The 25,182-nt window shown below is 59.6% G+C and carries 25 protein-coding genes; 13 read left to right on the top strand and 12 right to left on the bottom strand.

The features are described from left to right. The first annotated feature begins 156 nt into the window (after positions 1-156). Both RVM26_RS06445 and RVM26_RS06440 read left to right on the top strand, forming a co-directional pair. The gene (locus RVM26_RS06445) at positions 157-609 is read left to right on the top strand and encodes an alpha/beta fold hydrolase family protein (RefSeq protein WP_498941439.1); all 453 of its coding nucleotides are present in this window, start codon (positions 157-159) and stop codon (positions 607-609) included. Between the two features lie 29 nt (positions 610-638). Then, entirely contained in the window at positions 639-1,637 is a 999-nt protein-coding gene (locus RVM26_RS06440) for an aldo-keto reductase family protein (RefSeq protein ID WP_498941438.1), read from the top strand. A gap of 93 nt (positions 1,638-1,730) precedes the next feature. On the opposite strand, the gene RVM26_RS06435 is transcribed toward RVM26_RS06440, so the two are convergent. Continuing rightward, the gene (locus RVM26_RS06435) at positions 1,731-2,768 is read right to left on the bottom strand and encodes an IS630 family transposase (protein ID WP_498940534.1); all 1,038 of its coding nucleotides are present in this window, start codon (positions 2,766-2,768) and stop codon (positions 1,731-1,733) included. 70 nt (positions 2,769-2,838) lie between these two features. On the opposite strand from RVM26_RS06435, the gene RVM26_RS06430 reads away from it, so the two are divergent. The 6 genes from RVM26_RS06430 to RVM26_RS06405 all read left to right on the top strand — a co-directional run bounded on the left by RVM26_RS06430 (position 2,839) and on the right by RVM26_RS06405 (position 5,530). After that, positions 2,839-3,003: a hypothetical protein gene (locus tag RVM26_RS06430; RefSeq protein WP_016913867.1), complete on the top strand. Its 165-nt coding sequence runs from the start codon at positions 2,839-2,841 to the stop codon at positions 3,001-3,003. Positions 3,004-3,342: 339 nt separating this feature from the next. Further along, positions 3,343-4,020, top strand: a complete 678-nt coding sequence (locus tag RVM26_RS06425; RefSeq protein WP_039177898.1) for a Bax inhibitor-1/YccA family protein — start codon at positions 3,343-3,345, stop codon at positions 4,018-4,020. A gap of 101 nt (positions 4,021-4,121) precedes the next feature. After that, positions 4,122-4,511 carry a sulfurtransferase complex subunit TusD gene (gene tusD, locus RVM26_RS06420; RefSeq protein WP_498941437.1) on the top strand — a complete coding sequence of 130 codons (390 nt, stop codon included), beginning with the start codon at positions 4,122-4,124 and terminating at the stop codon, positions 4,509-4,511. A 9-nt stretch (positions 4,512-4,520) separates the two neighbouring features. Beyond that, positions 4,521-4,883: a sulfurtransferase complex subunit TusC gene (gene tusC / locus RVM26_RS06415; RefSeq protein ID WP_287805279.1), complete on the top strand. Its 363-nt coding sequence runs from the start codon at positions 4,521-4,523 to the stop codon at positions 4,881-4,883. Between the two features lie 13 nt (positions 4,884-4,896). Then, positions 4,897-5,178, top strand: coding sequence for a sulfurtransferase complex subunit TusB (tusB, locus tag RVM26_RS06410; protein WP_287805282.1), 282 nt, complete (start codon positions 4,897-4,899; stop codon positions 5,176-5,178). A 1-nt stretch (position 5,179) separates the two neighbouring features. Beyond that, the gene (locus RVM26_RS06405) at positions 5,180-5,530 is read left to right on the top strand and encodes a TusE/DsrC/DsvC family sulfur relay protein (RefSeq protein WP_287805284.1); all 351 of its coding nucleotides are present in this window, start codon (positions 5,180-5,182) and stop codon (positions 5,528-5,530) included. Positions 5,531-5,557: 27 nt separating this feature from the next. On the opposite strand, the gene RVM26_RS06400 is transcribed toward RVM26_RS06405, so the two are convergent. Next, a complete protein-coding gene (locus tag RVM26_RS06400) occupies positions 5,558-6,190 on the bottom strand; it encodes a helix-turn-helix domain-containing protein (RefSeq protein WP_287805287.1) in 633 nt (210 codons plus the stop codon). An 85-nt stretch (positions 6,191-6,275) separates the two neighbouring features. Then, on the bottom strand, positions 6,276-7,217 hold the full coding sequence (locus tag RVM26_RS06395) for a histone deacetylase family protein (protein ID WP_287805289.1): 942 nt from the start codon (positions 7,215-7,217) through the stop codon (positions 6,276-6,278). Positions 7,218-7,323: 106 nt separating this feature from the next. Here RVM26_RS06395 and RVM26_RS06390 point away from each other — a divergent pair, with 106 nt between their 5' ends. After that, positions 7,324-10,071 (top strand): bifunctional acetate--CoA ligase family protein/GNAT family N-acetyltransferase, encoded by a 2,748-nt coding sequence (locus RVM26_RS06390; protein WP_498941436.1) that lies wholly within the window; start codon positions 7,324-7,326, stop codon positions 10,069-10,071. 56 nt (positions 10,072-10,127) lie between these two features. On the opposite strand, the gene pdxH is transcribed toward RVM26_RS06390, so the two are convergent. Continuing rightward, complete coding sequence (gene pdxH, locus RVM26_RS06385) at positions 10,128-10,772, bottom strand: pyridoxamine 5'-phosphate oxidase (protein ID WP_081193347.1); 645 nt, start codon at positions 10,770-10,772, stop codon at positions 10,128-10,130. 165 nt (positions 10,773-10,937) lie between these two features. Here pdxH and RVM26_RS06380 point away from each other — a divergent pair, with 165 nt between their 5' ends. After that, positions 10,938-11,630, top strand: coding sequence for a cytochrome b/b6 domain-containing protein (locus RVM26_RS06380; RefSeq protein WP_498941435.1), 693 nt, complete (start codon positions 10,938-10,940; stop codon positions 11,628-11,630). A 2-nt stretch (positions 11,631-11,632) separates the two neighbouring features. On the opposite strand, the gene RVM26_RS06375 is transcribed toward RVM26_RS06380, so the two are convergent. The 3 genes from RVM26_RS06375 to RVM26_RS06365 are packed head-to-tail and all read right to left on the bottom strand — an operon-like array spanning position 11,633 to position 13,195. Further along, entirely contained in the window at positions 11,633-12,028 is a 396-nt protein-coding gene (locus tag RVM26_RS06375; protein WP_039177918.1) for a DUF2069 domain-containing protein, read from the bottom strand. After that, entirely contained in the window at positions 12,025-12,654 is a 630-nt protein-coding gene (wrbA, locus tag RVM26_RS06370; RefSeq protein WP_498941434.1) for an NADPH-dependent FMN reductase family protein, read from the bottom strand. The genes RVM26_RS06375 and wrbA overlap by 4 nt, the downstream gene beginning before the upstream one ends. Positions 12,655-12,712: 58 nt before the next feature. Next, entirely contained in the window at positions 12,713-13,195 is a 483-nt protein-coding gene (locus tag RVM26_RS06365; protein WP_498941433.1) for a gamma-glutamylcyclotransferase family protein, read from the bottom strand. Positions 13,196-13,333: 138 nt separating this feature from the next. Here RVM26_RS06365 and smrA point away from each other — a divergent pair, with 138 nt between their 5' ends. Then, on the top strand, positions 13,334-13,924 hold the full coding sequence (gene smrA, locus RVM26_RS06360) for a Smr/MutS family protein (RefSeq protein WP_498941432.1): 591 nt from the start codon (positions 13,334-13,336) through the stop codon (positions 13,922-13,924). Between the two features lie 58 nt (positions 13,925-13,982). On the opposite strand, the gene RVM26_RS06355 is transcribed toward smrA, so the two are convergent. The 4 genes from RVM26_RS06355 to metH form a co-directional block, all read right to left on the bottom strand. After that, entirely contained in the window at positions 13,983-14,525 is a 543-nt protein-coding gene (locus RVM26_RS06355; RefSeq protein WP_498941431.1) for a DUF934 domain-containing protein, read from the bottom strand. Continuing rightward, positions 14,512-16,170 (bottom strand): nitrite/sulfite reductase, encoded by a 1,659-nt coding sequence (locus RVM26_RS06350; protein WP_498941430.1) that lies wholly within the window; start codon positions 16,168-16,170, stop codon positions 14,512-14,514. The genes RVM26_RS06355 and RVM26_RS06350 overlap by 14 nt, the downstream gene beginning before the upstream one ends. Before the next feature lie 138 nt (positions 16,171-16,308). Then, positions 16,309-17,598, bottom strand: a complete 1,290-nt coding sequence (locus RVM26_RS06345) for an MATE family efflux transporter (protein ID WP_498941429.1) — start codon at positions 17,596-17,598, stop codon at positions 16,309-16,311. A 29-nt stretch (positions 17,599-17,627) separates the two neighbouring features. Further along, positions 17,628-21,323 (bottom strand): methionine synthase, encoded by a 3,696-nt coding sequence (gene metH / locus RVM26_RS06340; RefSeq protein ID WP_498941428.1) that lies wholly within the window; start codon positions 21,321-21,323, stop codon positions 17,628-17,630. Between the two features lie 235 nt (positions 21,324-21,558). Here metH and nfuA point away from each other — a divergent pair, with 235 nt between their 5' ends. Both nfuA and RVM26_RS06330 read left to right on the top strand, forming a co-directional pair. After that, a complete protein-coding gene (gene nfuA, locus RVM26_RS06335; RefSeq protein ID WP_016913846.1) occupies positions 21,559-22,164 on the top strand; it encodes a Fe-S biogenesis protein NfuA in 606 nt (201 codons plus the stop codon). A gap of 187 nt (positions 22,165-22,351) precedes the next feature. Beyond that, positions 22,352-24,040, top strand: a complete 1,689-nt coding sequence (locus RVM26_RS06330; protein WP_498941715.1) for a BCCT family transporter — start codon at positions 22,352-22,354, stop codon at positions 24,038-24,040. Between the two features lie 105 nt (positions 24,041-24,145). Here RVM26_RS06330 and RVM26_RS06325 read toward each other — a convergent pair whose 3' ends face one another. Further along, the gene (locus RVM26_RS06325; protein ID WP_498941427.1) at positions 24,146-25,162 is read right to left on the bottom strand and encodes a DNA-binding protein; all 1,017 of its coding nucleotides are present in this window, start codon (positions 25,160-25,162) and stop codon (positions 24,146-24,148) included. Between the last annotated feature and the right edge of the window lie 20 nt (positions 25,163-25,182).

Genomic DNA, 25,182 nt, shown 5'->3' with positions numbered 1-25,182 from the left:
GTTAAGCTTATCGGCTACTTGAGCGTGTAACAGGAGCCCTGCCTGTGTTTCAGCCGTCCCGCTGGCTGGTCAATGGCCATCTTCAAACTGTTTATAGCCTGCTGTTACGTCGCCGTGTGGCCCTGTCGCGTCACCGTGAACGCCTGACCCTGCAGGATGGGGATTTCATCGACCTGGATGGGTATGGGCCTGAAGGGCAACAGTCACGCGTTCGAAGCCCAGGGCCGCACGGAAGAGTTGGCGCGTTTGAGCGCTTTGCAAAGTCTGGAGGGAATGCGCACCTTCTGGGACTTCGATGGTCGCGTGACGGCGCCTTTGCATGGGTTTGCCAGTGCGGCCGAGTATTATCGGCGTTGTAGCAGTGCTTACTTCATTGGCAGCATCGCAAGACCCACGCTGGTGATTCATTCGTCGGATGACCCTTTCGTTTATCCTCATAGCGTGCCGCCGAGCGGTGAGTGGGCGTCTTGCGTCATGCTGGAGCTGCATGCACAGGGGGGCCATGTGGGATTTATCGAAGGCACGCCATGGCGGCCACGCTATTATCTCGAACACCGCGTGCCACACTGGCTCGCTGCACAAATAGCCGTACACGGCGCCGTGTTTTGATCACTTGAATAGGCAAGTCGAGGTTATTCATGTCTGCATTTCTGAAGCGGTTGAACGAGGTCGGGTCTCCCCGCATTGGCCTGGGCTGCATGAACCTGTCCCATGGGTATGGCCAACGCGTATCGGACGCCGAGGCCATCCGTGCCCTGGAAGAAGCCTTCGAGATGGGATATCGCCATTTCGATACCGCCACGCTGTATGGCGGTACGGCCAACGAGCGGCTGCTGGGGAGCGCCCTGGCCAACAAACGTCACGCGCTGCTGCTGGCCAGTAAAGGCGGAATGGCCATGGACATGGAGCGCGGCCAGCGGGTGATCGACGGTCGTCCCGCTACCTTGCGCAGGCAGTGTGAAGAGAGCTTGGCGCGCCTGAAAACCGATCATCTCGATATCTACTATTTGCATCGCCTTGACCGTGAGGTGCCGATCGAAGAGAGTGTGGGCGCGCTGGGGCGCCTGGTAGAGGAGGGCAAGCTGGGCGCGGTGGGGCTATCGGAGATGTCAGCAGCGACGTTACGCAGGGCTCATGCCGAGTACCCCATTGCGGCCGTTCAGTGCGAGTATTCGCTGTGGACCCGCAACCCCGAAATTGCCCTCAAACAGGTCTGTGAAGCGCTTGGGGTGGCGTTGGTAGCCTTCAGCCCCCTGGGTAGAGGCTTCCTGACGGGCACAATGGACACGCATACAACGTTCCCTCAGGGCGACATGCGGGCCAACATGCCACGCTTCACGGGCGATAACCTGGTGCAGAACGTACAAGCACTGGCTGATGTCAAAGCGCTGGCCGCACGCCAAGGGTGGACGCCTGCCCAGTTGGCGCTGGCCTGGGTCTGTGCACAGGGGGAGAACGTCGTACCGATACCGGGCAGCTGTTCTACCCAGCACATGCGTGAGAACCTGGCGGCAGAGAACCTTCGCCTCGATGCGGATGTATTGGTCAGCCTCCGCCAGATGATGGGCCCAGAGACGGTAGCAGGCAGCCGTTACACCGATGCCCAGCAGGCGGATATCGATACCGAAGAGTTCTGACGCGCCTGGGGCATTTTATTTTTTCGGTGCCGTTGCATTCTTTCAGCATTTGGCTAACATCCAAATTATGCTATTAACCCGGCAATAAAATAGCTATGATGCGGCGTATCGAATTGACGGGGCTTTGAAGTATTTCGCGACTCGCCTCGGGAGCTTCTGAAGCTTCCGAAGGTGAGACATCGCCTTCCTCTTCAGCTGGTCTCTGCTGCGCGCCGGAGTACCGCTATGCACGCCGGCTTTGAGGTCGCAGTTCAGATACTCATCGGGGTTCAATTCCGGCGAGTAGGGTGGAAGGTAGAACACTTCAATCTCATCCCGATGCTCCGCCAGCCAGGCCTTGACGATCTTGGCGTGATGGACCTTGAGGTTGTCCAGGATCAGGAAGACCTTCCGCTTGGCATCACGAATCAAGCGCTTCATGAAGTCGATCAGAATTTGCGCATTCATGGTGCCGTCGAAAAACCGGAACCGTACCTTGCCCTGGTTAGTGACGGCGGAAATGAGATTGATCGTCGCTCTTCTCGCATTGAGCCGGAGGACGGGGGTGACGCCTTGGGGTGAGTAGCCACGCACATGCTGGCTATCGCTACGCAACCCGGTCTCATCGCCCCAGTAAATCTCGGCATCTTCGGCCTTGGCTCGGGCATGAATGGTTGGGTAGTCCTCCTCCAGCCAGCGCTTTACTTCGGCTGGACGCTGCTCATAGGCCTGCTTCTTGGGCTTCTGAACAGTGAACCCCCAGCGTTTCAGATATTCGCCAATGGTGCGAATTGGCACCCACTTCCCGGTTTCCAGCTTGATCAACTCCTGTACGGCCTTGCGTGTCCACAGGGCATACTGAAGCTTCAACTGGTCAGGTGTCTTGTCGACCAACATGGCCTGGAGTCGACTTTCTTCATCAGGGGTGAGCTGGCGGCCAGAGCCCTCTCTTCGCCCACGAACCTGGGCGAGCAAGGCCTTTAGACCGCCTTCACGGTATTTCGTAAGCCACCGGCCGACGGTGAGAGGGTGAACGCCAACCTCCTTGGCGATCTCTTTGTTCTTCATCCCACGCTTGGAAAGGCGAACCGCAAGTTTTCGCTTTTCTTCCTGAGCGGCGGGATGGAGTGTGCGAGCATCTTCTCTGTTCATGCCGGCATTATAGCATATCTATTTGGATGCCGGGTTAATAACAGGCTGTTAGCCCCCAAGGAATACCGCCATGTTGAAAGGTCTGATTATCTGCTTCGCTGTACTGTTTGCCCAGTTGGCGGTACTGAACGTGATCGATGCTCGTCTCTACAACGCTCAGGATGCCCGCCAGTCTGCTTCTACCGTGGTGACACCGCATCGGGATGAAGAGGGCGATAGCGAATCGTCCGTGTAAGGGGCAGCGTTGTTCGTTGACCGTGTCTGGATAAAAAAACGACGGCAGCTCTCAAAGCTGCCGTCGTTTTTTGGGTGCTGATCAAAGCATCTCTGCCAGCCACTGTGACCTCATAGCGTGTGGCCGCCAAAGCGAAACAACCTACGGAAGAGATGATGACAGGGATCTTGTGGCGCATTGTCGTGTCCAATATACGTTAGGAAATATCAGCATAGTTGAATCGCCGCTCGAGGCGACAACGCAAGACACTCGTTGCGTTTAAAGACAAAAACTTGCGTCTGGAACCTGAGGACGGCATTCTTGTCCGTTGTGAGTATGACCATATAGGGAGCACTGATAATGGCTTTTAACGATTCCAACCTGGCGAGAGCACAGACCACCACGGTCAGTGGTGCCAGTGCCAACAAGGTTCTGCGAAACACCTATGCGCTGTTGGCGATGACGCTACTGTTCTCTGCCGTCATGGCAGGGGTGTCCGTGGCCATGGGCATTCAGCAGCTGAACATTTTCGTGTTCTTCATCGGCGCCTACGGCCTGATGTTCCTGGTGCACAAGACTGCCAATTCAGCCGCGGGCCTGCTGGCAACCTTCGCGTTCACCGGTTTCATGGGCTTTACGCTGGGCCCCATCATTTCGGCCTACCTGACACTGCCCAACGGTGGCGCGCTGATCATGAACGCGCTGGCCATGACGGGGCTGACGTTCATTGGTCTGTCGGCCGTTGCGCTGACGACCAAGAAAGATTTCAGCTTCCTGGGCAACTTCCTGCTGGCGGGCGCGATCGTGTTGGTGCTGGCCATGGTAGCCGGGCTGATCTTCAACATTCCGGCGCTTTCCTTGATGGTGTCCGCTGGCTTTGTGCTGTTCGCTTCGGCGGCAATCCTGTACCAAACCAGTGAGATCGTTCATCGTGCGGGCGAAACCAACTACATTCTGGCGACCGTCACTCTCTACGTATCGATCTACAACCTGTTCATCAGCCTGCTGTCCATTCTGGGCATCATGAGCAACGATTGATGTAGCAGGAATGCTCACTGAATGAGAGCATCATGCAAGTACCAACAGACCCTACCCAGTAGGGTCTGTTTTTTTGGCTTCGCTAAAACGAGAGGTGAGCCATGCAGTATGGCCTGTTAGTGATGGGCGCTCCGTATTCAAGTGCCGCTCCTCATTCAGCGCTGCGCTTTGCCCATCAGATCATTGCGTATGGGCATCGGGTTGCCGGTGTATTCTTCTACCGCGATGGGGTTCACAATGCGTCGTCGTTGATGATGCCGCCCCAGGATGAGCTCAACCTGCGCGAGGCGTGGATAGACCTTCACCAGACCCACGGCGTGATGCTCGATGTATGCGTGGCAGCGGCCTTGCGCCGGGGTTTGCTCGATGAGTCCGAGGCGAAACGCCATGGCAAGAGCGTGGCCAACCTGGAGGCTCCGTTCTCGCTGACCGGGCTTGGCCAGCTTTTAACGTTACAGCAGCAGTGTGATCGCCTGATCACCTTTGCCTAGGAGCCATTGATGAGCACTTCTCAACGTCTGGTGATCATTCGTCATGGACCCCATGCGTCCAACGCCTTGCGTGAAGGGCTGGATGTGGCCCTGGTGGCGGCGGCATTTGGTGAAGAGGTGGGTCTGTTGTTCATGGGGCAGGGGGTGTTTGCACTGCTCAAGGAGCAGAGTGCTGGCGCGCCGGGCCAGAAAGCGACGCTGCCAACGATGAACATGCTGGAAATGTACGACATCAACGACCTGTGGGTGACCGAAGAAGCGCTGGACGAGCTGAGCTTGACGCCCGATCACCTGCTGGAAGGGGTCAAGTGCTTGCCAGCAGCGGAGCTGCCTGCGCTGCTGGCACGTCATGAACAGGTACTCACCTTTTAATGGGCGACATACGATGCTGCATATAGTCAATAAACCACCTGAGCACAGTGCCGCACACCAGATGCTGGCAGTCGTTTCCCCGGGTGACACGGTGCTGCTCATCGAAGACGCCGTTCAGGCCGTGCTGCACGATGCCTGGCAGGGCTGGCGCATGGAAGGCGTGGAGATGCTGGCGCTGCATGACGATGTGATAGCCCGCGGGTTGAGTGGATATGTATCTGACAAGTCGTTGGCGGATATGCAGATGTTTGTCCGCTTGACCGAACAGCACCCGCAGATCTTGACCTGGTATTGATATGAGCGATAAAGATTTATACCGTTATCTTGATTCAGAGAAAACAATTCAACTCGACCCTGAAGGCTACCTGGTAGAGCAAAGCCAGTGGTCAGAAGAAGTAGCGGAGTGGCTGGCTAACGACGAAGGCATGTCGTTGACGGCGGAACACTGGGAAATCATCCATGTGGTACGAGACTTCTACGCCCGTTACGAGATGGCACCTGCCATGCGCCCGTTGGTCAAGGCCACCACACAAGCACTGGGAGCAGAAAAAGGGCGCTCGATCTATCTGATGACACTCTTTCCTGGCAGCCCGCCGAAACGTATTGCGAGGATTGCCGGCTTGCCCAAGCCCACCAACTGCCTATGAGTATGCGCCTGCTGGCCATGGCAGGCGCTATACCAGATCTCCACGCGTACAGACCGAGAGCACTACGGCATCGTCCTGGCTGGTCGACACCAGCGCGTGGCCCATGTCGCTGTCGAAATAGATGCTGTCACCCTCTGCCAGTATCAGCGGAGCATAGAACTCGGTGTACAGCATGATATCGCCATGCAATACCATCAAAAATTCTTCGCCATCGTGACGTACCCACTGATGATATTCATCAAAGCTACGGGCGCGCACGATGGTCTTGAACGGGATCATGCGCTTTTGCGCCAACTGATGCCCCAGTAGCTCGTGTTCGTAGGTGGGGGTGGGGTGCAGTTGCCCTTTGCCTTTGCGGGTAAGATCGCGACGCCCCATGGTGTAGCGCTCACGCTTGGGCGGCGTAAACAGCTGAGGCAGGTCGATATTCAAACCGCTGATCAGCTTCTGAACCACCCCGAACGTAGGCGAAACCTGATCATTTTCGATCTTGGACAGCGTCGAACGGGCAATGCCGGTACGTTGGCTCACATCTTCAAGGGTCCACTGGTTGGCCAGACGAATCTGCTTCAACCGCTCACCCAGGCGCAGCGGTTCGACAAAAGGTTTTCGCCCTGAGGCAATGCGCAGCGCGGCATGCTCTTCGGAAGTCGCGGTCATAAAGGTCACGTAGTGAGAGCGTCAATGAGAGAGAACGTCAACGAAAGCCGCATGGTACCACAGGCAAAAGGGGCGCGGTGGCGCCCTAGGGCGTATCGGTGAAAGGTAACCCCAGCAGGGCCTTTAGATGTGCTTCACTGCTACTGGCCAATGAAGTCAGGTTATAGCCGCCTTCCAGCACGGACACCACTCGGTTGTCGGCATACAGGGCCGCTATCTCCATGGCCAGGTGCGTCACCCAGTAAAAGTCCTCGTCCTCCAGGCATAGGTCGCCCATGGGGTCATCGCGGTGAGCATCGAACCCCGCCGAGAGCATCACCAGGTCTGGTTTGAACGCATGCAGCGCCGGTAGCCACTGGCGTTCGATGGCGCTGCGAAACGCCGCGCTGTCGGTACCGGCCTCCAGCGGGGTGTTGACTACGTTCTGCCACTCGCTGCGCAGGTAACGCCATGGATAGAAGGGGTACTGGAAGCTGGTACAGACCAGCACATCGGGGTCATTCTTGAAAATATCGATGGTGCCGTTGCACTGATGGACATCGAAATCGAGTATGGCGATACGCCGAGCGCCATATTTTGCGCGGGCATGGGCAGCGCCCACCGCCACGTTGTTGTAGAAGCAGAAGCCCATGGCGTCGGCAGCTTCCGCATGATGCCCAGGAGGGCGGACCGCACAAAACACGTTGTCTGCCTGTCGTTTGTAAACCTGATCGACACCACGAATCACCGCGCCGGCCGCCACTCTGGCCGCTTTCAGGCTCTCCGGGTTCATCATGGTATCGCTGTCCAGCGTCACGATACCTTCATCGGGCACGCACTTTTCCAGCGCTTTCAGGTGGCGCAGGGGGTGCACCCGCGCAAGCGCTTCATCATCCGCTTCCTTGGCATCCCCCTGCATGGTTTGTTGCAGCAATCCGCTCAGCGACAGGCGTGCACGAATGGCTTCCAATCGCTCAGGGCTTTCGGGATGTTCCGGCCCCATGTGGTGCAATACGCAATGGGGGTGGGTAAGGTAGGCGGTAATCATGCAAGTGCTCCGGTGACGGTAAAGCCACCTTAATCGCCCCGGGGGCTTGCGCGACAGTGTCAATAAGTCGTACACAGTAGGGACCCATGTCAGAGGAGATGCCTTCGTGAGCACACGCTTTCTGCACCATTTTTTCGAGCCTCGCTCCATTGCCGTATTTGGAGCGTCTGAAAAGCCTGAATCGCTGGGTGGGCTCGTGTTGAGCAACGTGCAGGAGGCGGGCTTCAAAGGTGCGCTATGGGCGGTGAACCTGAGGGGCTACGACAGCGTGTTTGGAGTCAAATGCGTCAGAAATGTCGACGAGCTGCCGGAAGTCCCTGACCTGTGTGTCATCTGCTCGCCTATCGAGGGCGTGCCTCGTTTGATCCGCAAGCTGGGCAAGTTCGGCGCCAAGGCCGCGCTGGTGCTGTCAGGCGGCGCCTATCTGGACCGCGAGGAGGGCGACAAGGGGTCGATTCGTCAACGCATGCTGCAGGCCGCTCGGGAATCCGGCATCCGAGTGCTGGGCCCGGAGTGCATGGGCCTGATCGTGCCTGGCAAAAAGCTCAACGCTTCTTATGCCAGCCAACCCATCAAGGCCGGGCGAGTCGCGTATCTGGGCCAGTCCGGCATGCTGGCCAATGCGATGATTGACTGGGCGGCGGGGCGGGACGTGGGCTTTTCCCATCTGATTACCGTGGGTGACAGCGTCGATGTGCTGCTGCCGGATTTGATCGACTACGTGAACCAGTACTCACCGGCCCAGGCCATCCTGCTGCACCTCGAACGGGTCACCGACGCCCAGCACTTCATGACCTCCGTGCGGGATGCCTCGCGCAATCGACTGGTGGTGGCGATCAAGAGTGGCCGAACCCCGCAATCGGATATTTCCGGCATGCCACCTACGCCAGGTATCGCCAATCGTGACGTGGTGTTCGATGCTGCCTTTGCCAGGGCAGGGGTAGTGCGAGTGAATGATTCGGATGAGATGCTGGATGCGTTGGAAACGCTGTCGCGCATGAAGCCACTGCGGGGAGACCGCCTGGCCATCGTGTCCAACGGCCTGGGCCCTGCCATGCTGGCCATCGACAAGCTGATCAGTGCCGGAGGAACGCTGGCCGAGTTCGACGCCGACACCCAGGCGGCTCTGCACAAGAGCCAGGTCGACATGAGCAAGCCGGGGGAAAACCCGGTAGACCTGGGGGGCAACGCCACACCGGAGCGCTTCGTCGAGGCGCTGCAAATCGTCACTGCAGACCCCAATGTCGATGCGGTACTGGTGGTTCACGCCCCCACTCGGCTTGCACCTTCGGTGACCACTGCCCAGGCGCTGATCGATCACCGCAAATCCTTCAAGCGCAACCTGCTGACCAGTTGGATGGGGCTCAAGGAGGCTCTCAACGCCCGCCATGTCTGTAATCTGGCGGGGATTCCTACCTATACGTCACCGGAAAAAGCGGTCAAGGCTTTCATGCACATGGTCGACTATCAGCGGGTGCAGGCGCTGCTGCATGAAATTCCACCCAGTCTACCGTTTTCCACCAGCCCGGCGATTCGCGCCGAGTGCCGCGCCCTGATCAAACACGCCAAGGAGCAGGGGCGGCAAACGCTGACCCACTCGGAAACCGCCCAGGTACTGGAAGCCTACGGCATCCCCACGGCAGAAAGTGCCTACCTTCAGTCGCCGGAAGAAGCCTTGCAGGTAGCAGAGCGCTTCCCGGGCCCCAAGGCGTTGAAAGTGATTCACGACGGCAACTGTCGGCCTTATCGTTATCGAAAGCATCCCCACAAGATTTCGGCAGGCCTGCTGCAGGACCTCGAAAGCGCTCAGCAGGTGGCCGATGGCGTGCGCCAATTGGGAGACAAGGTCCGCGAGAAATTTCCCGAGCACAGCGTGCGTGAGTACTGCCTTCAGCCCATGCAGCGGGGCAAGCACTCCATGCAGATATGTGCCGGCATCACCCGAGACCCGGTGTTCGGCCCGCTGATCGTGTTTGGCATTGGGGGCTACAAGGTCAACGTGCTGGCGGACCGGCAGGTGGCGCTGCCACCGCTGAACATGAGCCTGGCCTCGGATGTGGTTGGCCGCACCCATGCTGCCTCGCTGATCCGTGAACACTCTGCCGACCCCGAGCGGGACATCCAGCGGCTCTGCCAACTGCTGGTCAAGCTGTCACAGATGGCCTCCGACCTGACCGATCTGCGCGGCCTGGAGCTCAACCCGCTGTTGCTCAACCGTGACGGCATGCTGGCGGTGGATTTTGCCATGGATTTGGGCACTCCCGCGCGGTTCGCCATCATGCCGTACCCGGAAGAGCTGCGGGAATGGGTCTCCCTGAAAAACGGTTGGCAGGTGGAAATACGGCCAATTCGGGCAGAAGATGCGCCGCTGATCACCGCCTTTCACCGGCAGCTGTCGGAAGAGAGCATCCGTTTTCGCTATTTCCACAACAAGTCCAGCCTGACACAGCGTGACCTCTCGATTCTCTCGCACATCAACTATGATCGGCAGATGGCCTTTATTGCCGAGCATCAGCACGACGATGGCAGCAAGGAGATGCTGGGAGTGGTGCGGGTGTGGAACGACCCCGACAATATTCGCACCGAGTTTTCGATCATCATTCGCGATGATTTGCAGGGCTTGGGGATCGGTAGCCTGCTGATGAAGAAAATGATCGATTACTGCACCAGCATCGGCACCCTGGAAATGATCGGCAAGATCATGGTGGACAACCACCCCATGCGGGCGCTGATGAAGCATTTGGGGTTCCGCTGCCGCTATAACATGGAGGAGCAGGTGATCGATGCGGTGCTGAGGCTCAACGAGCCGGATAGCGAATGGCAGCGCCATCGCCTGGAGAGTTTACCGGATTAAAGGCGGGTACTGCCTGAGGAGCGGCTTCCTCAGGCAAGGTGACATGGAATGCCATGTCAGGGCGCCAGGCGGAAGCGGCTCCACTCGCCAGCGTCGCGGCGCTCGTAGCGCAGGCGGTCGTGCAGGCGGCTTGGCTGCCCTTGCCAGAATTCAATCATTTCAGGATTGACCCGGTAACCTCCCCAGTGAATCGGGCGCGGAATCGTCTGGCCCTCATACGCCTGCTCGAAGCGCTTCTGACGCTCCTCGATCCAGTTGCGGTCAGGAATCACCACGCTCTGGGTGGCGATCCAGGCGCCCAGCTGGCTGCCGCGAGGACGGCTGGCAAAATACTCGTCTGACTCTGCCGCCGGAACCTGCTGGACAGGCCCTTCGATACGCACCTGCCGTGACAGCGACGGCCACCAGAAGGTGAGTGCCGCGTAAGGCACGTTGTTGAGCTCGCTGCCTTTGTGGCTGTGGTAGTTGGTAAAAAACACCATGCCCTGGGCATCGAAGCCCTTGAGCAGTACCACGCGGGCATGGGGGCGCCCCTGGCTGTCTACCGTGGCCAGGGTCATGGCGTTGCCATCCTGGCCTTCCTGTTCCAGGGCAAGGCTGAACCACTCATCGAACAGCACAAACGGGTCGCTGGGGGCGGCAGCCTCTTCCAGACGTCCACCTTCATAGTCGCGCCTGACATCGGCAATGTTACGTGTCATGAGCGGATCTCCCTTGCTTTCATCAGTTGTATGCAGGTTATGTTCGCTGGTCTGTGCGTAAAGCTCAAGCATTGATCATGGCTCGCTCCGATGCCGACGCTTGTGACTGTGATACCAACGTGGATAATGAGACACCTTGCCAGCACCATGACAGAGGAACGGGGAATGCAGAAGCAGACAAGACACATTGCAGTGTGGGATGTGCTGATACGGCTGTGCCACTTGGCCTTGCTGGTCGCCGTCGCCCTGGCCTTTTACACGACCAAAACCGACGGAGCGCCGTTTCTGTTTCCCATCGAGGTGCATGCGCAGGCGGGCTACGTGATTCTGGGACTGGTCGTCTTCCGCGTACTGTGGGGCCTAGTGGGCAGCCGCTACGCTCGTTTCTCGACCTTTCTCTACTCACCGACGCGTACCACCGACTATGTCCGCGCGCTGATGAAGCGCCAGGAGCCTCGCTATGCCAGCCACAACCCGTTGGGCGGCTGGATGGTCGTGCTGCTGCTGTTGAGTCTGGGATTTCAAGCCCTCAGTGGCCTGTTCCTGAGTGACGACATCTTTTTTCAGGGGCCGCTGAACGGCTGGGTCGAACGTGACCTGAGCCGCGATCTCGCCAGGCTGCACGCCCTGAACAGTGATTTGCTGTTGATATTGATCGGCGTGCATGTGGCCGGGGTGGCGCTGCATGGTGCCAAGGGGGAAGGGCTGATGGCCGCCATGGTCACTGGCGTAAAACGCTTTGCCCGGCCGCCCGTGGATGAAGCACCCGCCGTTCACTCGGCGGCTACCCAGCGGCTGTGTGCCGTCGGCGCGCTGCTGGTGGCGGCGGGTATCAGTGGTTGGCTGTGGTTTGCGTAAGATCAGCCTTTCAGGTGCTGCTGACGGCTACGGAAACGCGCGTAGCCCATGCAGCCGGTGAATAGCGCCAGTGCCACGATGGCTTCCAGCACGCCGCGTAGACCTTGCCCTGGCAGCGTGGCCAGCATGACCCCTTGGGTGAAATAGAGCAGACTGACGAAGGCCAACCAGGCATGGCCGCGTGCACGCTGGCCAATGATCGAGGGCAGAAACAGTATCAGCGGCAGAATGAATGCCACCACCGGCCGCCAGTTGAAGTCGTCCCCTTGAATGAAAAACCCGCGATAGATGACCAACAGCAGCAGTAGCGCGAAACTCCCCAGTACCAGTTGGCGAGAGTAACGGGTCAACGTATCCAGCCCATGGCGCTGTTCCAGACCATCCAGCCACTGCCTCATGATGCCTCCTTGCAGCGCATTGCTTCGAGTGCCAGGGCCAGCCGGGCAATGCGCTTACCTTGTGCTCGGCACAGCGCACGTTCGTCGGCATCCACCGGACGGTCACTGCGAGCCCCAGCCACGTGGCTCGCCCCGTAGGGGGTTCCGCCGGTTTGGGTGCTCAGCAGCTCGGTTTCGCTGTAGGGTACGCCTGCGTACACCATGCCATGGTGCAGCAGGGGCACCAGCATGCTCAGCAGCGTGCTCTCCTGGCCACCGTGAAGGCTGGAGGTCGAGGTGAAGGCACAGGCGGGTTTATCGATCAGTGCACCATTCATCCAGAGGTTGCTGGTGCTGTCCAGGAAGTACTTCAAAGGGGCGGCCATGTTGCCAAAGCGGGTCGGGCTGCCCAATGCCAGCGCGCTGCAGTGGCGTACATCGTCCAGCGTGGCGTAAACCGCGCCTTCTTGCGGAATCTCGGGGTCGACGGCCTCGCAGGTGGTCGATACTGGCGGCACCGTGCGCAGGCGCGCTTCGATGCCTGCCACGCTTTCCACGCCTGCGGCCAGCTGTCGTGCCATCTCTGCCGTCGCGCCTGAGCGAGAGTAGTAGAGAATCAATACATAAGGGGTAGCATCGCTGCTCATGGTCGCTCCTGAAGGGGCCTGAAGTAGGTAAGGACGCTGCCTGGGGTTGGCGGCGTCGTCAAAGATGTGGGTATGTTACCAGAGCGGCCAGGTCGACAGGAGGGGCAAGCCAACGCTGCCCGAGGGTTGGCAAGCGCACGTATACCCAGGCCTGCTGCCCGTTGGCCAGCGGCTGTTTGATGCGGTTATAGCGCACTCCCAGCCGTTCGTAGCGGTCCAGCCTTTCCAACTGATCTGCCGTCACGGTCAACAGCTGCCCCTCCACGTGGGCCGCCGGGTTGGGCGACAAGTCGAGGCCCCGGCGTTCGAAGCCCGGTAGCCGTGCTTCGCTTGGATTGCCGGACGCACCCATGACCACCCAGCGCACCGGCCAGTAGCGCAGCGTGCCGTAGACGAACACCTGATGCGTGCGCGGTTCGATCTCGGCCACGGTATCGGGGCGTTCATAAAACCAGGGGCTCAGCATGGTCAGCCACAGCCACCCGGCCATGCCGATCAGCAGTAGCGCTATGAGCCACAGCCCGCGTTTGACCCAAACCATGGGCATGACTCCTCAGGTTGCAAATCTCTCAGCTTGAACGGCGTGACGAAACAAGACAAGTCTTAAGCAATATCGCGGGGTTTGCTACGATGGTAGAAGATAGCGTGGCACTTTGATAGCTGACGAAAGGAGCCTGATATGAGTCAGTCACTTCGGGATGAGTTGGATTTCCGTTCGCTGGTCGGCGAGGTAACGCCGTTGGCCAAGCGAAACCGTGCCGATACAGGCCCTCGGCGTCAAACGCCCTCCGAGGCGCAGCTGGCCAGACGTGAGAGCGCCGCTCAGCGCTTCGATGAGCGCAATTTTCTATCCGATGATTTTGTCGATCTGCTGCCTCCTTTCGACCCCATCGAGTTTCGCCGCGAGGGGGCCCAGCAAGGCGTGGTCGATAAGTTGAAGCACGGCGGTTACAGCGTTCAAGCTCAGCTTCACCTGCTGCGCAGACCTTTGGCGGAGTGTCGGCGCATGCTGTTTCCGTTTATTCAGGAGGCCTATGCCCACGACTTGCGCTCGGTGCTGATCGTGCATGGCCGTGGCCGCGAGCTGGATAGCCCAGCCAACGTATTACGCTCATATATCGCCAAGTGGTTGACCCAGTTCGACGAAGTGCAGGCGTATGTCTCCGCCCAGCCGTCGGAGGGCGGGTTGGGCGCCACCTGGGTGATGCTGCGCAAGAGCGATCGCGCCAAAGCCCACAATCGAGAGCGCCAGCAGAAACGGCGAGGCTGAACGCAAAAACGCCGACCGGGACTGCCCCGGTCGGCGTTTTTTTAACGGATGGCCGCGCCTAGTGGCTAGCGGTCAAACGCTTCTCGAACAGCGCCTGACGCTCTTCGACGTCCGTCTGGTAGCGAACGCTGAAGGCGTTGAGGGCACGCAGGGCGTCTTCTGGGTGCTGATCATCCCGCAGGGCCATGGTCGAAAACCCGCAGCGGCGCATGTAATCGAGCTGGTCGACCAGCACGTCACCCACTGCACGAATTTCCCCCGTGAAGCCGTAACGCTCCCGCAGCAGGCGGGCAATGGTGTAACCACGGCCATCGGTAAAGGCAGGGAAATCGACGGCAACGGCAGGTGCTTTATCGAGCGTGCTGGCCAGCTCGGCGTTCAGCTCGGTATCACTGGCCAGCAGGGGGGCCAGTTCCGCATCTTCCTTGTTTGCCAGCCAGAGCGCCAGCGGCACGAACGCAGGTCGCTGCTCGGGCAGCGCGTCGGCATCGTAGGAAACGCACCAGGCATTCTCTGCGGCCAATTCACCCTCTTCGATCAGGTGATCCACGTGCACCGGTGCCTGTGACAGCGCTTCGGCTTGAGTGTCATTGCTGGGCATAAACACGCTCCTTGAAGGGTTTCAGGCCAATGCGACGGTAGGTATCCAGGAAGCGCTCGTCTTCGTGGCGCTCGGCCACGTACACTTCCAGCACTTTCTCGACCACACCCGGCACGTCTTCGCGGAAGAAGGAGGGGCCGAGAATCTTGCCTAACGAAGCATCATCGGTGGCGTTACCGCCAATCGAGATCTGGTAATACTCTTCGCCTTTCTTGTCGACGCCCAGAATGCCGATATGGCCAACGTGGTGGTGGCCACAGGCGTTCATGCAGCCGGAGATGTTCAGGTCCAGCGGCCCCAGGTCGTAAAGGAAGTCGAGGTCCTCGAAACGTTCCTGGAGCGCCTGGGCGATGGGGATCGACACCGCATTGGCAAGGCCACAGTAATCACCGCCGGGGCAGCAGATGATGTCGTTGAGCGTGCCTACCGTGGGGTTGGCCATGCCCAGCGCGTCCAGCTCGTTCCAGAGTGCTTCGATCTCGTCGACGGGCACGTCCGAAAGCACCAGGTTCTGCTCATGGGTAACACGTACTTCACCGAAGCTGTAACGGTCTGCCAGGTCGGCAACGGCGTCCATCTGGTCGGCGGTCACGTCGCCAGGCGCGTGCTCACGGCGCTTGAGCGAAAGCGTCACGGCCTTGTAGCCCGGCACTTTGTGGTCGGTCACGTTGTTGGTGACGAAACGCGCAAAACTGCGGTTTTCACCGCGCAGCTGTTCGTAGGCGTCGATGGCGCTCTCGCTGACAGGGCGGCGCTCGGGCTCCGGGAAGTGCACCTTGGCGGCATCCACGGCGGCCTGGTTCAGCGTTTGCGAGCCATCCTTCAGGTGGGCCCACTCTTCATCGACGCGGCGACGGAACTCTTCGATACCCAGCGCCTTGACCAGGATCTTGATGCGCGCCTTGAACTTGTTGTCGCGGCGGCCAAACTGGTTGTATACCCGCACGCAGGCTTCCAGGTAGGTCAGCAGGTGCTGCCAGGGCAGGTCATGGCGGACCACGTCACCAATCATCGGCGTACGCCCCAGGCCACCGCCTGCCAGTACCGAAATGCGCAGCTCACCTTCATCGTTGCGCCACAGGCGCAGCCCAATATCATGCACTTGAATGGCTGCACGGTCCTGAGCGGCGCCGGTGACGGCGATCTTGAACTTACGCGGCAGGTAAGCGAATTCGGGGTGCAGCGTCGACCATTGGCGAATCAGCTCGCACCAAGGGCGCGGGTCTTCAACTTCATCGTTGGCGATACCCGCAAACTGGTCGCTGGTGGTATTACGGATACAGTTGCCACTGGTCTGGATGGCGTGCATCTGCACCTTGGCCAGTTCTGCCAGGATGTCCGGCACGTCTTCCAGGGCGGGCCAGTTCAGTTGAAGGTTCTGGCGCGTGGTGAAGTGGCCATAGCCGCGGTCGTAGCGACGGGTGATCTCCGCCAGCGCGCGCAGCTGATAGCCCGCCAGCATGCCGTAGGGAATGGCAATGCGCAGCATCGGGGCATGCTTTTGAATGTAGAGCCCGTTCTGCAACCGCAGGGGGCGGAACTCTTCTTCTCCCAAACGCCCTGCGCGGTAGCGTTCCATCTGGTCGCGGAACTGAGCGACGCGCTCATCGACCAGCGTCTGGTCGTGAATATCATAACGGTACATGTGGCACGATCCTGCTAAAAGCGAAATGGTCACGTCGGGACGGACGGTATTGTGCCGCCACCTTAACGCGGGCGTCATATTCTACAAAAGAATATATAATTATCTTTTTATCGTTAAATGCTATTAATGCGTTTGCGCTCAGGCATTCGCCTTGAGGCCGTGGGCCAGCCAGCGTCGCCGCTGCCATACCCATAAAAAACTGCCGGAATTGAGCAGCCGGTAGCATAGCTGGCTCAGCCATACGCCGACCAGCCCGTAGCCCATGACAATGCCGACCCACCAGGCCAAGGGCAGAAATACCAGCCACTGCATGCCCAGCGTCAACAGCATCACGGTACGTTGTGCGCCCGCTCCCATCAACGCCTGGGCCAGCACCAGGGCAGCCGCATCCAGCACGATCATCACAGCGGTAATGCGTAGCGGCAGTGTCCCAAGTTCGAGCAGCGCCGGATCTGTAAAAAAGATCCCCAGAATCTGCGCGGGAAACAGCAGCATGGGGAGCGCCAGTATACTCAACATCATGGCCGCGACGCGAAGGGCGTCCAGCCCCCAGCGATGTGCCTCGCGCTGATCGTCACGCCCCAGGGCTTCGCCCACCAGGCTCATGGCAGCCACGCCAATACCTACGCCAGGCAGAATCAGCAGCAGAGAGAGGTTCACCAGCACATGGCCTACCGCCACGCTGGAGGTACCCAACCGCCCCAGCAGCCAGAACAGCACCACATAGCCCGCGGCAAACCAGAGCTGTTGAAGGGAGTGGGGGAAGGCCAGCCGGACGGTTTGCAGTAGGGCCGCCAACGGCAAGGGCTGCCACGTGATGCGCGCCCGCAGCGTTACCCAGGCCCAGGCCAGCAGGCCCAGCAGCAGTGAAAGGCTGGTGCCCATGGCCGCGCCGTTGGTGCCCAGCGCAGGCAAACCTGCCAACCCGTAAATCAGCCCTGCGCTGAGCAGCACGTTGACCAGATGCACCGCCACGACAATACGCAAATACAGGTGGGTGTGCTGAAGCCCGTTCCAGTAGCCCCTCAGGCAGAGGGTCATGGCGATCACCGCAAGCGACAGCACTCGCCAGCGAAAGTAGTCGACGGCTACCTGCGAGACATCATCGGCGGGAGCGATCAGCTGTATCCACCCGGGGGCTTGCCACCACGCCAAGGCGGTCAAGGGAACCCCTATCCCCAGGCTGATGAGCAGCCCGGCCTGCAAGGCCGTGGGCGCGGTGCGGCCTTCTCCGAAAGCGTGCGCGGTCTGGGATTGCACGCTTGACGAGAGGCCGAACACCAGTGCCGTCATCATGAACATGGCGTAGCCACCCAGCCCCACGCCCGCCAGAGCCTCCTCCCCCAAGTGGCCCACCAGCGCGGCATCCACCAGGTTGAGCACACTCTGAGACAGCATGCCCAGCATGACCGGGAGAGCAAGGCGCATGACCTTGCTCTGACGACGAACCGGCGACATCAGCTCGGATCGTAGGAGAGCACGGGCGCCAACCAGCGCTCCATTTCTTCCAGCGACATCTGTTTGCGCTGCGCCAGCGCATCGACCTGGTCACGGGTAATCTTGCCGGTGGAGAAGTACTTCGACTGCGGATGGGCAAAGTACCAGCCGGACACCGCCGCCGCTGGCCACATGGCAAAATTCTCGGTCAGCACGAGCCCGGTATTCTTTTCGGCTTCCAACAGCCGGAACAGCGTGGCTTTTTCGGTGTGATCAGGGCAGGCAGGATAGCCGGGGGCAGGGCGGATGCCTTGGTACTTCTCGGCGATCAAGGCCTCGTTGTCCAGCGTCTCTTCCGGCACGTAGCCCCAGAACTCCTTGCGTACCCGCTCATGGATACGCTCGGCAAAGGCCTCCGCCAAACGATCGGTCAGGGCCTGCACCAGGATGGCATTGTAGTCATCTCCCGCCGCTTCATAGGCTTTGGAAAGCTCATCCACACCATGGCCCGTGGTGACCGCAAAGCCCCCGATCCAGTCAGCCTTGCCGCTCTCCTTGGGGGCGATGAAATCAGCCAGGCTGTAACAGATGCCGTCACGGCCTTTGGTGGTCTGTTGACGTATATGATGCAGACGCTCGACGACCTGGGTGCGGGATTCGTCGGCATAGACTTCGATGACATCGTCGTCCACGCTGTTGGCAGGCCACAGGCCAATCACACCCCGCGCCTGCACGCGTTTTTCATCGATCAGCTTGCGCAGCATCACCTGCGCATCGGCAAACAAGCTGCGCGCCGCTTCACCCACGATCTCGTCGTCGAGAATCTTCGGGTATTTGCCGGCCAGTTGCCAGCTCATGAAGAAGGGCGTCCAGTCGATGCGCTCCACCAGCTCGTTCAGGTTGTAATCGTCGAAGGTCATCAAACCCGGCTGCCGGGGGGCCACAGGGGTATGCGTAGCCCAGTCGGTGCGGAAGCGCCGCTTGCGAGCCTGGGTGTAGTCCAGGTCGGCGGCTTTGGGACGACGCTTGGCGTTGCGCTCGCGGACCTTTTCGTACTCTTCACGAATCTCGGCGACGTAGGCCGCCTTGAGGTTGGGCGCCAGCAGCTTGCCGGCCACGCCCACGGCGCGGGAGGCGTCGGTGACGTAGATGACCGGGTGGTCGTACTGGGGCTCTATCTTGACGGCGGTATGCGCCTTGGAGGTCGTCGCACCGCCGATCAGCAGCGGCAGGTTCATGCCGCGTCGCTGCATCTCTTTGGCCACATGGACCATTTCATCCAGCGAAGGCGTGATCAGACCCGATAGGCCGATGATATCGGCATTGTGGTCAATGGCGGCCTGGAGAATTTTCTCGGTGGGCACCATGACGCCCAGGTCGATCACTTCGTAGTTGTTACACTGCAGCACCACGCCGACGATGTTCTTGCCGATATCGTGGACATCGCCCTTGACCGTGGCCATCACGATCTTGCCCTTGGCCTGGGTCTCGGCGCTTTTCTCCGCTTCGATGAACGGGATCAGATAGGCCACCGCCTGCTTCATGACGCGGGCCGACTTGACCACCTGGGGCAGGAACATCTTGCCCGCGCCAAACAGGTCGCCGACCACGTTCATGCCATCCATCAGCGGTCCTTCGATGACCTCGATGGGGCGTTCAGCCTGGGCGCGGGCCTCTTCGGTATCTTCCTCGATGAACGCCGTCACGCCTTTGACCAGCGCATGCTCGATGCGCTTGTTGACCGGCCAGCTGCGCCACTCCAGATCTTCCTTCTTGGCTGCGCCGCTGCCATCTCCCTTGTACTTGTCGGCAATGTCCAGCAACCGCTCGGTGCCATCATCACGGCGGTTGAGCACCACGTCTTCGACGGCGTCACGCAGTTCGGCGGGCAGGTCATCATAAACCGCCAGCTGGCCAGCGTTGACGATGCCCATGGTGAGCCCGGCGCGAATCGCGTGGTAGAGGAACACCGAGTGGATGGCTTCCCGCACCGGGTTGTTGCCACGGAACGAGAACGACACGTTGGAGACGCCACCTGAAATCATCGCATGGGGCAGGTGCTCACGGATCCACTGGGTGGCCTCGATGAAATCGACGGCGTAGTTGTTGTGCTCCTCGATGCCGGTGGCGATGGCGAAGATGTTCGGGTCGAAGATGATGTCTTCCGCCGGGAAGCCTATCTCGTCCACCAGCAGGCGGTAGGCGCGTTCACAGATTTCCACCTTGCGGGCGAAGGTATCGGCCTGGCCCTCTTCGTCGAAGGCCATCACGACGATCGCCGCACCAAAACGACGACATTTGGTGGCCTGTTCGCGGAACGCCGCTTCACCCTCTTTGAGCGAGATGGAGTTGACCACCGCCTTGCCTTGCACGCACTTCAAGCCCGCCTCGATGATGTCCCACTTGGAGGAGTCGATCATGATGGGCACCCGGGCAATGTCAGGCTCCCCGGCAATCAGGTTGAGGAAGCGCACCATGGCTTCCTGCGACTCCAACATGCCTTCGTCCATGTTGATGTCGATGATTTGCGCGCCACTCTCGACCTGCTCCAGCGCCACTTCCAGCGCCGTGGTGAAGTCCTCTTCGACGATCAGGCGTTTGAAGCGGGCCGAGCCGGTCACGTTGGTACGCTCACCCACGTTGACGAACAGCGAGTCGGCCTCGATGTTGTAAGGCTCCAGGCCCGCCAGGCGGCAGGCACGACGGCGCTCGGGCACCTGACGGGGCGCCATGCTGTGAACGGCCTCGGCAATGGCACGGATATGTTCCGGCGTCGAGCCACAGCAGCCGCCAATGATGTTGACCAGACCGCTCTGGGCAAACTCGCCCACGATGGCCGCCATCTCTTCTGGCGTCTGGTCGTACTCGCCGAACTCGTTCGGCAAGCCCGCATTGGGGTGTGCCGACACGAAGGTATCGGCCTTGGTGGCCAGCTCTTCCAGGTAAGGGCGCAGCTCTTCGGCCCCCAGCGCACAGTTGAGGCCCACCGAGAGGGGCTGGGCATGACGAATGGAGTTCCAGAAGGCTTCGGTGGTCTGCCCTGACAGGGTGCGCCCGGACGCATCGGTGATGGTCCCCGAAATCATGATCGGCAAACGACGGCCCAGATCTTCGTAAAGCTCTTCAAGGGCGTAAATGGCGGCCTTGGCATTGAGCGTGTCGAAAATGGTCTCGATCATGATCAGATCGGCACCACCCTCGATCAGCGCGTTGGCGGCTTCGTAATAATTCTCACGCAGCTCGTCGAAGGTCACGTTGCGCTTGGCGGGGTCGTTGACGTCCGGCGACAGCGATGCGGTACGCGAGGTAGGCCCCAGCACGCCTGCCACGTAGCGGGGGATGTCGGTTTCCGCGGCCACGGCATCACACACCTCTCTGGCCAGCCGGGCAGACTCCCTGTTCAGCTCGGGCACCAAGTCTTCCATGCCATAGTCGGCCTGGGAAAGTCGTGTGCTGTTGAAGGTGTTGGTTTCGAGAATATCGGCGCCTGCCAGCAGGTAGTCGCGGTGGATGCGGGCCACCACGTCGGGGCAGGTCAGGGCCAGCAGGTCGTTGTTGCCCTTGAGATCTGAAGGCCAGTCGTGAAAACGCTCGCCACGAAAATCCTCTTCACTGAGCTGGGCATTCTGCAGCATGGTACCCATGCCGCCATCCAGAATCAGGATGCGTTGGGTCAGGCGTTGGGTAAGGGATGCAGTCAAATCACTAGCGGCCATGGCAGGGGAAGTTCTCCAGCGTCTCGGTCGAAAAGGATATTCTTGTTGTCGTCGTCATGGGTGAGCGGCGCTTATCATACCAAAGGGTGCTCGCAAGGGCAGCAAGTAAGCCATGCCGCTCGCCCAATAGCCGACTAAAACGGTCGGGATTGTGTCGCAACGTGGTTTTGCTTACCATAGGCACAAATGACATGTGAAGTGGCAACGCCACTACCACGGGAGGATAACATCCCTTATGACCACGACTATCGAAGCGCCGGGCATTGACATCACTGATAGCGCACAGGGCTACCTCGCCGAGCTGCTGGAAAAGCAGAACGTCGAAGGCATTGCCGTGCGTATTTTCATTACCCAACCGGGCACGCCTTATGCAGAAACCTGCCTGGCATACTGCCGCCCGGGTGAAGAAGAGCCCACCGACGTCAAGCTCGAGCTTGACAAGATCAACGTGTTTCTCGACAAGAACAGCCTGGCGTTTCTTGAAGAGGCCGTGGTGGACTTCAATGCCGACCGTATGGGTGGGCAGCTGACCATCAAGGCACCCAACGCCAAGATGCCCAAGGTCAATGCGGACAGCCCGCTGGAAGATCGCATCAACTATATCCTGTACAGCGAGATCAATCCCGGGCTGGCGGCCCACGGCGGTGAGATCAAGCTGGTCGAGCTGACCGAAGACAAAATGGCCATTCTGGCCTTTGGTGGCGGTTGCCAGGGCTGTGCCGCGGTCGACCTGACCCTCAAGGATGGCGTCGAAAAAACGCTGCTGGAGCGCATCCCCGAGCTGGCGGGTATTCGTGACGTCACCGACCACACCGATACCAGCAACGCCTACTACCGCTGAAAAATAGCGTCGCCCCATGAAAAGGGGCTGAATCCAGGCTGATTTGTTTGTCTGAATGTATGTAGCAAGCGGTTAGAGCCCGGCAGACCACTGTCGGGCTCTCTTGTTCATGACCTTGCAACGGCAAGATAGCGGTACGGTTTAAAAAATATTAGCCAGCAAATAGCGAGAAACAGACCCAGGGTGTATAACTGTTGTAGAGGAGAAACGACAACAGGGAGCATCGATCATCAAAACGTCATCCGCTTTTTCCAACATTCATAAACCCATCTTCTTTGGTTCACTGGGCCTGCTGCTGGCCGTCACGATCCCTCTGGTGCTGTTTCCAGACATGGGACGCGTATGGGTCATGGCGGCGCAAGGCTTCGTCACCACCAACTTCGGTATGCTCTACCTGGCCATGGGACTGGCTTCTCTGGGCTTCATGTTTTACATCGTGTTCAGCGACATTGGCCAGATCAAGCTGGGGGATGTGGATACCGAACCCGAATTCTCGCTGTTTTCCTGGGGTGCAATGCTCTTTGCCGCAGGTATCGGTGGCTCGGTAGTGTTCTGGGGGATGGTGGAGTGGATGTACTACCTGCAAGCACCGCCATTTCATCTCGAGCCTTTCTCGGAAGAGGCGACGGCCTGGGCAGCCACCTACGGCATGTTTCACTGGGGGCCTATCGCCTGGTCGATCTACCTGGTGCCTGCGCTACCCATGGCGTACTTCCTGCACGTACGCAAGCATAAGGTCTTGAGAATCAGCGAAGCCATTCGCCCAGTGCTGGGTGAAAAGCTGGCCAGAAGCTGGCTGGGCAACATCATCGACGTGCTGTTCATCTTCGGCATGCTGGGTGGCGGTGCCACGTCGCTGGGCATTCTGGTGCCGCTGGTCAATGAAGGGGTGGGCGAGCTGCTGGGCTTCACGCCCAACGCGCTGAGCCAGGTGCTGGTTCTGTTGGGCACGACAGCCCTGTTTGCCGTCAGCGCCTGGCGCGGCTTGAAGGGTGGCATCGAGGTTCTGTCGGACATCAATATGTGGCTGGGGTTGGGGCTGCTACTCTTCATCCTGATCATGGGGCCCACGGTGTTCATCCTCGATACCGGCCTGAACTCGATCGGCCTGATGCTCAGCAATATCGTTCGCATGGCTACCTGGACCGAACCTTTCGGCAGTTTGAGCGGCTTCGAAGCAACCGGCTTTCATCAGTCGTGGACCATTTTCTATTGGGCCTGGTGGCTGGTATTCGCTCCTACGGTGGGCTTGTTCATCGCGCGGATTTCGAAAGGCCGGCGCATCAAGACCATGGTGGCCGGGTCGATCTTTTTCGGCTCCATGGGCTGTGCGCTATTTTTCATGATTCTGGGCAACTACGGCCTCTATCTGCAGCTTTCAGGCGCATTGGATGTCATCCAGGTCATGAATGAACAATCCGCCAACGCTGCCTTCTTTGCTGTATTGGGAGAGCTTCCGTTTGCCTGGCTGGTCAAGCTGCTGGTCGTGGTGCTGCTGTCCATATTCACTGCCACGACCTTCGACTCGATTGCCTACATCCTGTCGTCTGCCGCCGAAAAGAAGCTGGACAAGGAGCCCGCCCGCTGGCACCGACTGTTCTGGGCCTTTACGCTGTCGTTGTTACCCATGTCCTTGCTATTTCTGGGCGGCCTGCACACGCTGCAAACTGCCAGTATCGTCAGCGGTCTGCCGCTGCTGGTCATTGCCGTACTGCTCATGGTATCGATGGTCAGGGCAGCGCATTATGACCTGCGCTACCAGCCGGATTACGATGAGCCGGAAATCAATATCGAGGAGTTCCCGGAAAACGACCCTTGGACAGAAGAGGGTAGCTGGGAGGTGCCTGAAGAGAGCGGTGCTCCCGACAAGGGATGACCTAACCGCTGGCGAGCGCCACCTCCTTGGAGGTGGCGTTTTGCATTGGGTTTCTCTTGTAAGATTTCTCTTGTTACGTCTCTCGCATCGGGCCAGCCGTAAGGCTTATTCCTGTGACTTAAAGGTCACGGCCTCCGGCAGTGCTGCCAGCTGTGCCTGCATGGCTTCCATCCGCTGCCATAGCTGCTGCTGCCACTCTTCACGCGCTGTCGACTGCTGCTGCTCCGCCGCTAACGCTTGCCTTGCCTGATCAAGATTGCGCTGAGCGGTTTCCAGTGCCACCTCCAGTGTTTCCCGGTGCCCCTGATGCGTTTGCAGCTGCTGCTCGAGCTTGCCGTTGTCCACCTGCAAACGGCTGACCGTCTCGTTTTTATTGCGCAGCTCCTGCTCCAGCATCTCGCTACGCTTTTCCCACTGCTGCAGGCGTTTCTGCAGCGCTTTCTCTTCGTTGGCACGCTCCTGACGCAGGGTATCCAGCAACGCCATCAAACGCGCCTCGGCGGCTTCGTTGCGCTGCTCCTCCTGTGCGAGGCGCTCCTCCCATGCCTGCTGCCTAGCCTCCAGTTGCATAGTAAAGTCCTCCTCGGCAGCCTTCAGGGCGCGCTGGGCGCCTTGCAGGTCAGCCAGGTGCTGCTCGGCATGCTCTGTGGCCTGCTGAGCCTGCTGCTGCCAATGCCGCTCGCGGGCCTGATACTCTGCCAGTTCACGATGCAGCTGTTCCAGGCGCTGCTCGGTGTGGCGAAGGTGCTCGGCCAAGGCGCTTTCTCGCTGTTCGGCATTGGCGGCCTGCTGGCGTGCTTCGGCGGCTTCCTGCTGAGCGCTTTCTACTTGCCTGTTGGCATCTTCGCGATAGTGCGACAGTGCCTCGTTGGCCAGCTCCTGCGCTTCACTCCATAGTTCACTCGCCACATTGGCCACCACTTCCGGGACGCCCTTGGGTGGGGGCACGTCACGATTCTGCTCACGCGCCGCCCGCCAGGTGCGGAAATGTTCGCTGATGGTGGTGAAGCTGCCAGTTCCCAGTACATCGCGTATGCGCTGCACGCTTGGAGTGTCGCCACGAGACAGCAGCGTATCGATTGCCTGCTGTACATCACTGTACTGAATGCCGTTCCGAGCCATGCCTGTTTGAATCCTTGAAG

Origin of the sequence: Halomonas sp. KM072, assembly GCF_050710315.1 — a bacterium.
Lineage (GTDB): Bacteria > Pseudomonadota > Gammaproteobacteria > Pseudomonadales > Halomonadaceae > Vreelandella > Vreelandella hamiltonii.
The sequence above is the reverse complement of the archived record's forward strand: the minus strand, read 5'-3'. Positions and strand labels throughout refer to the sequence as shown.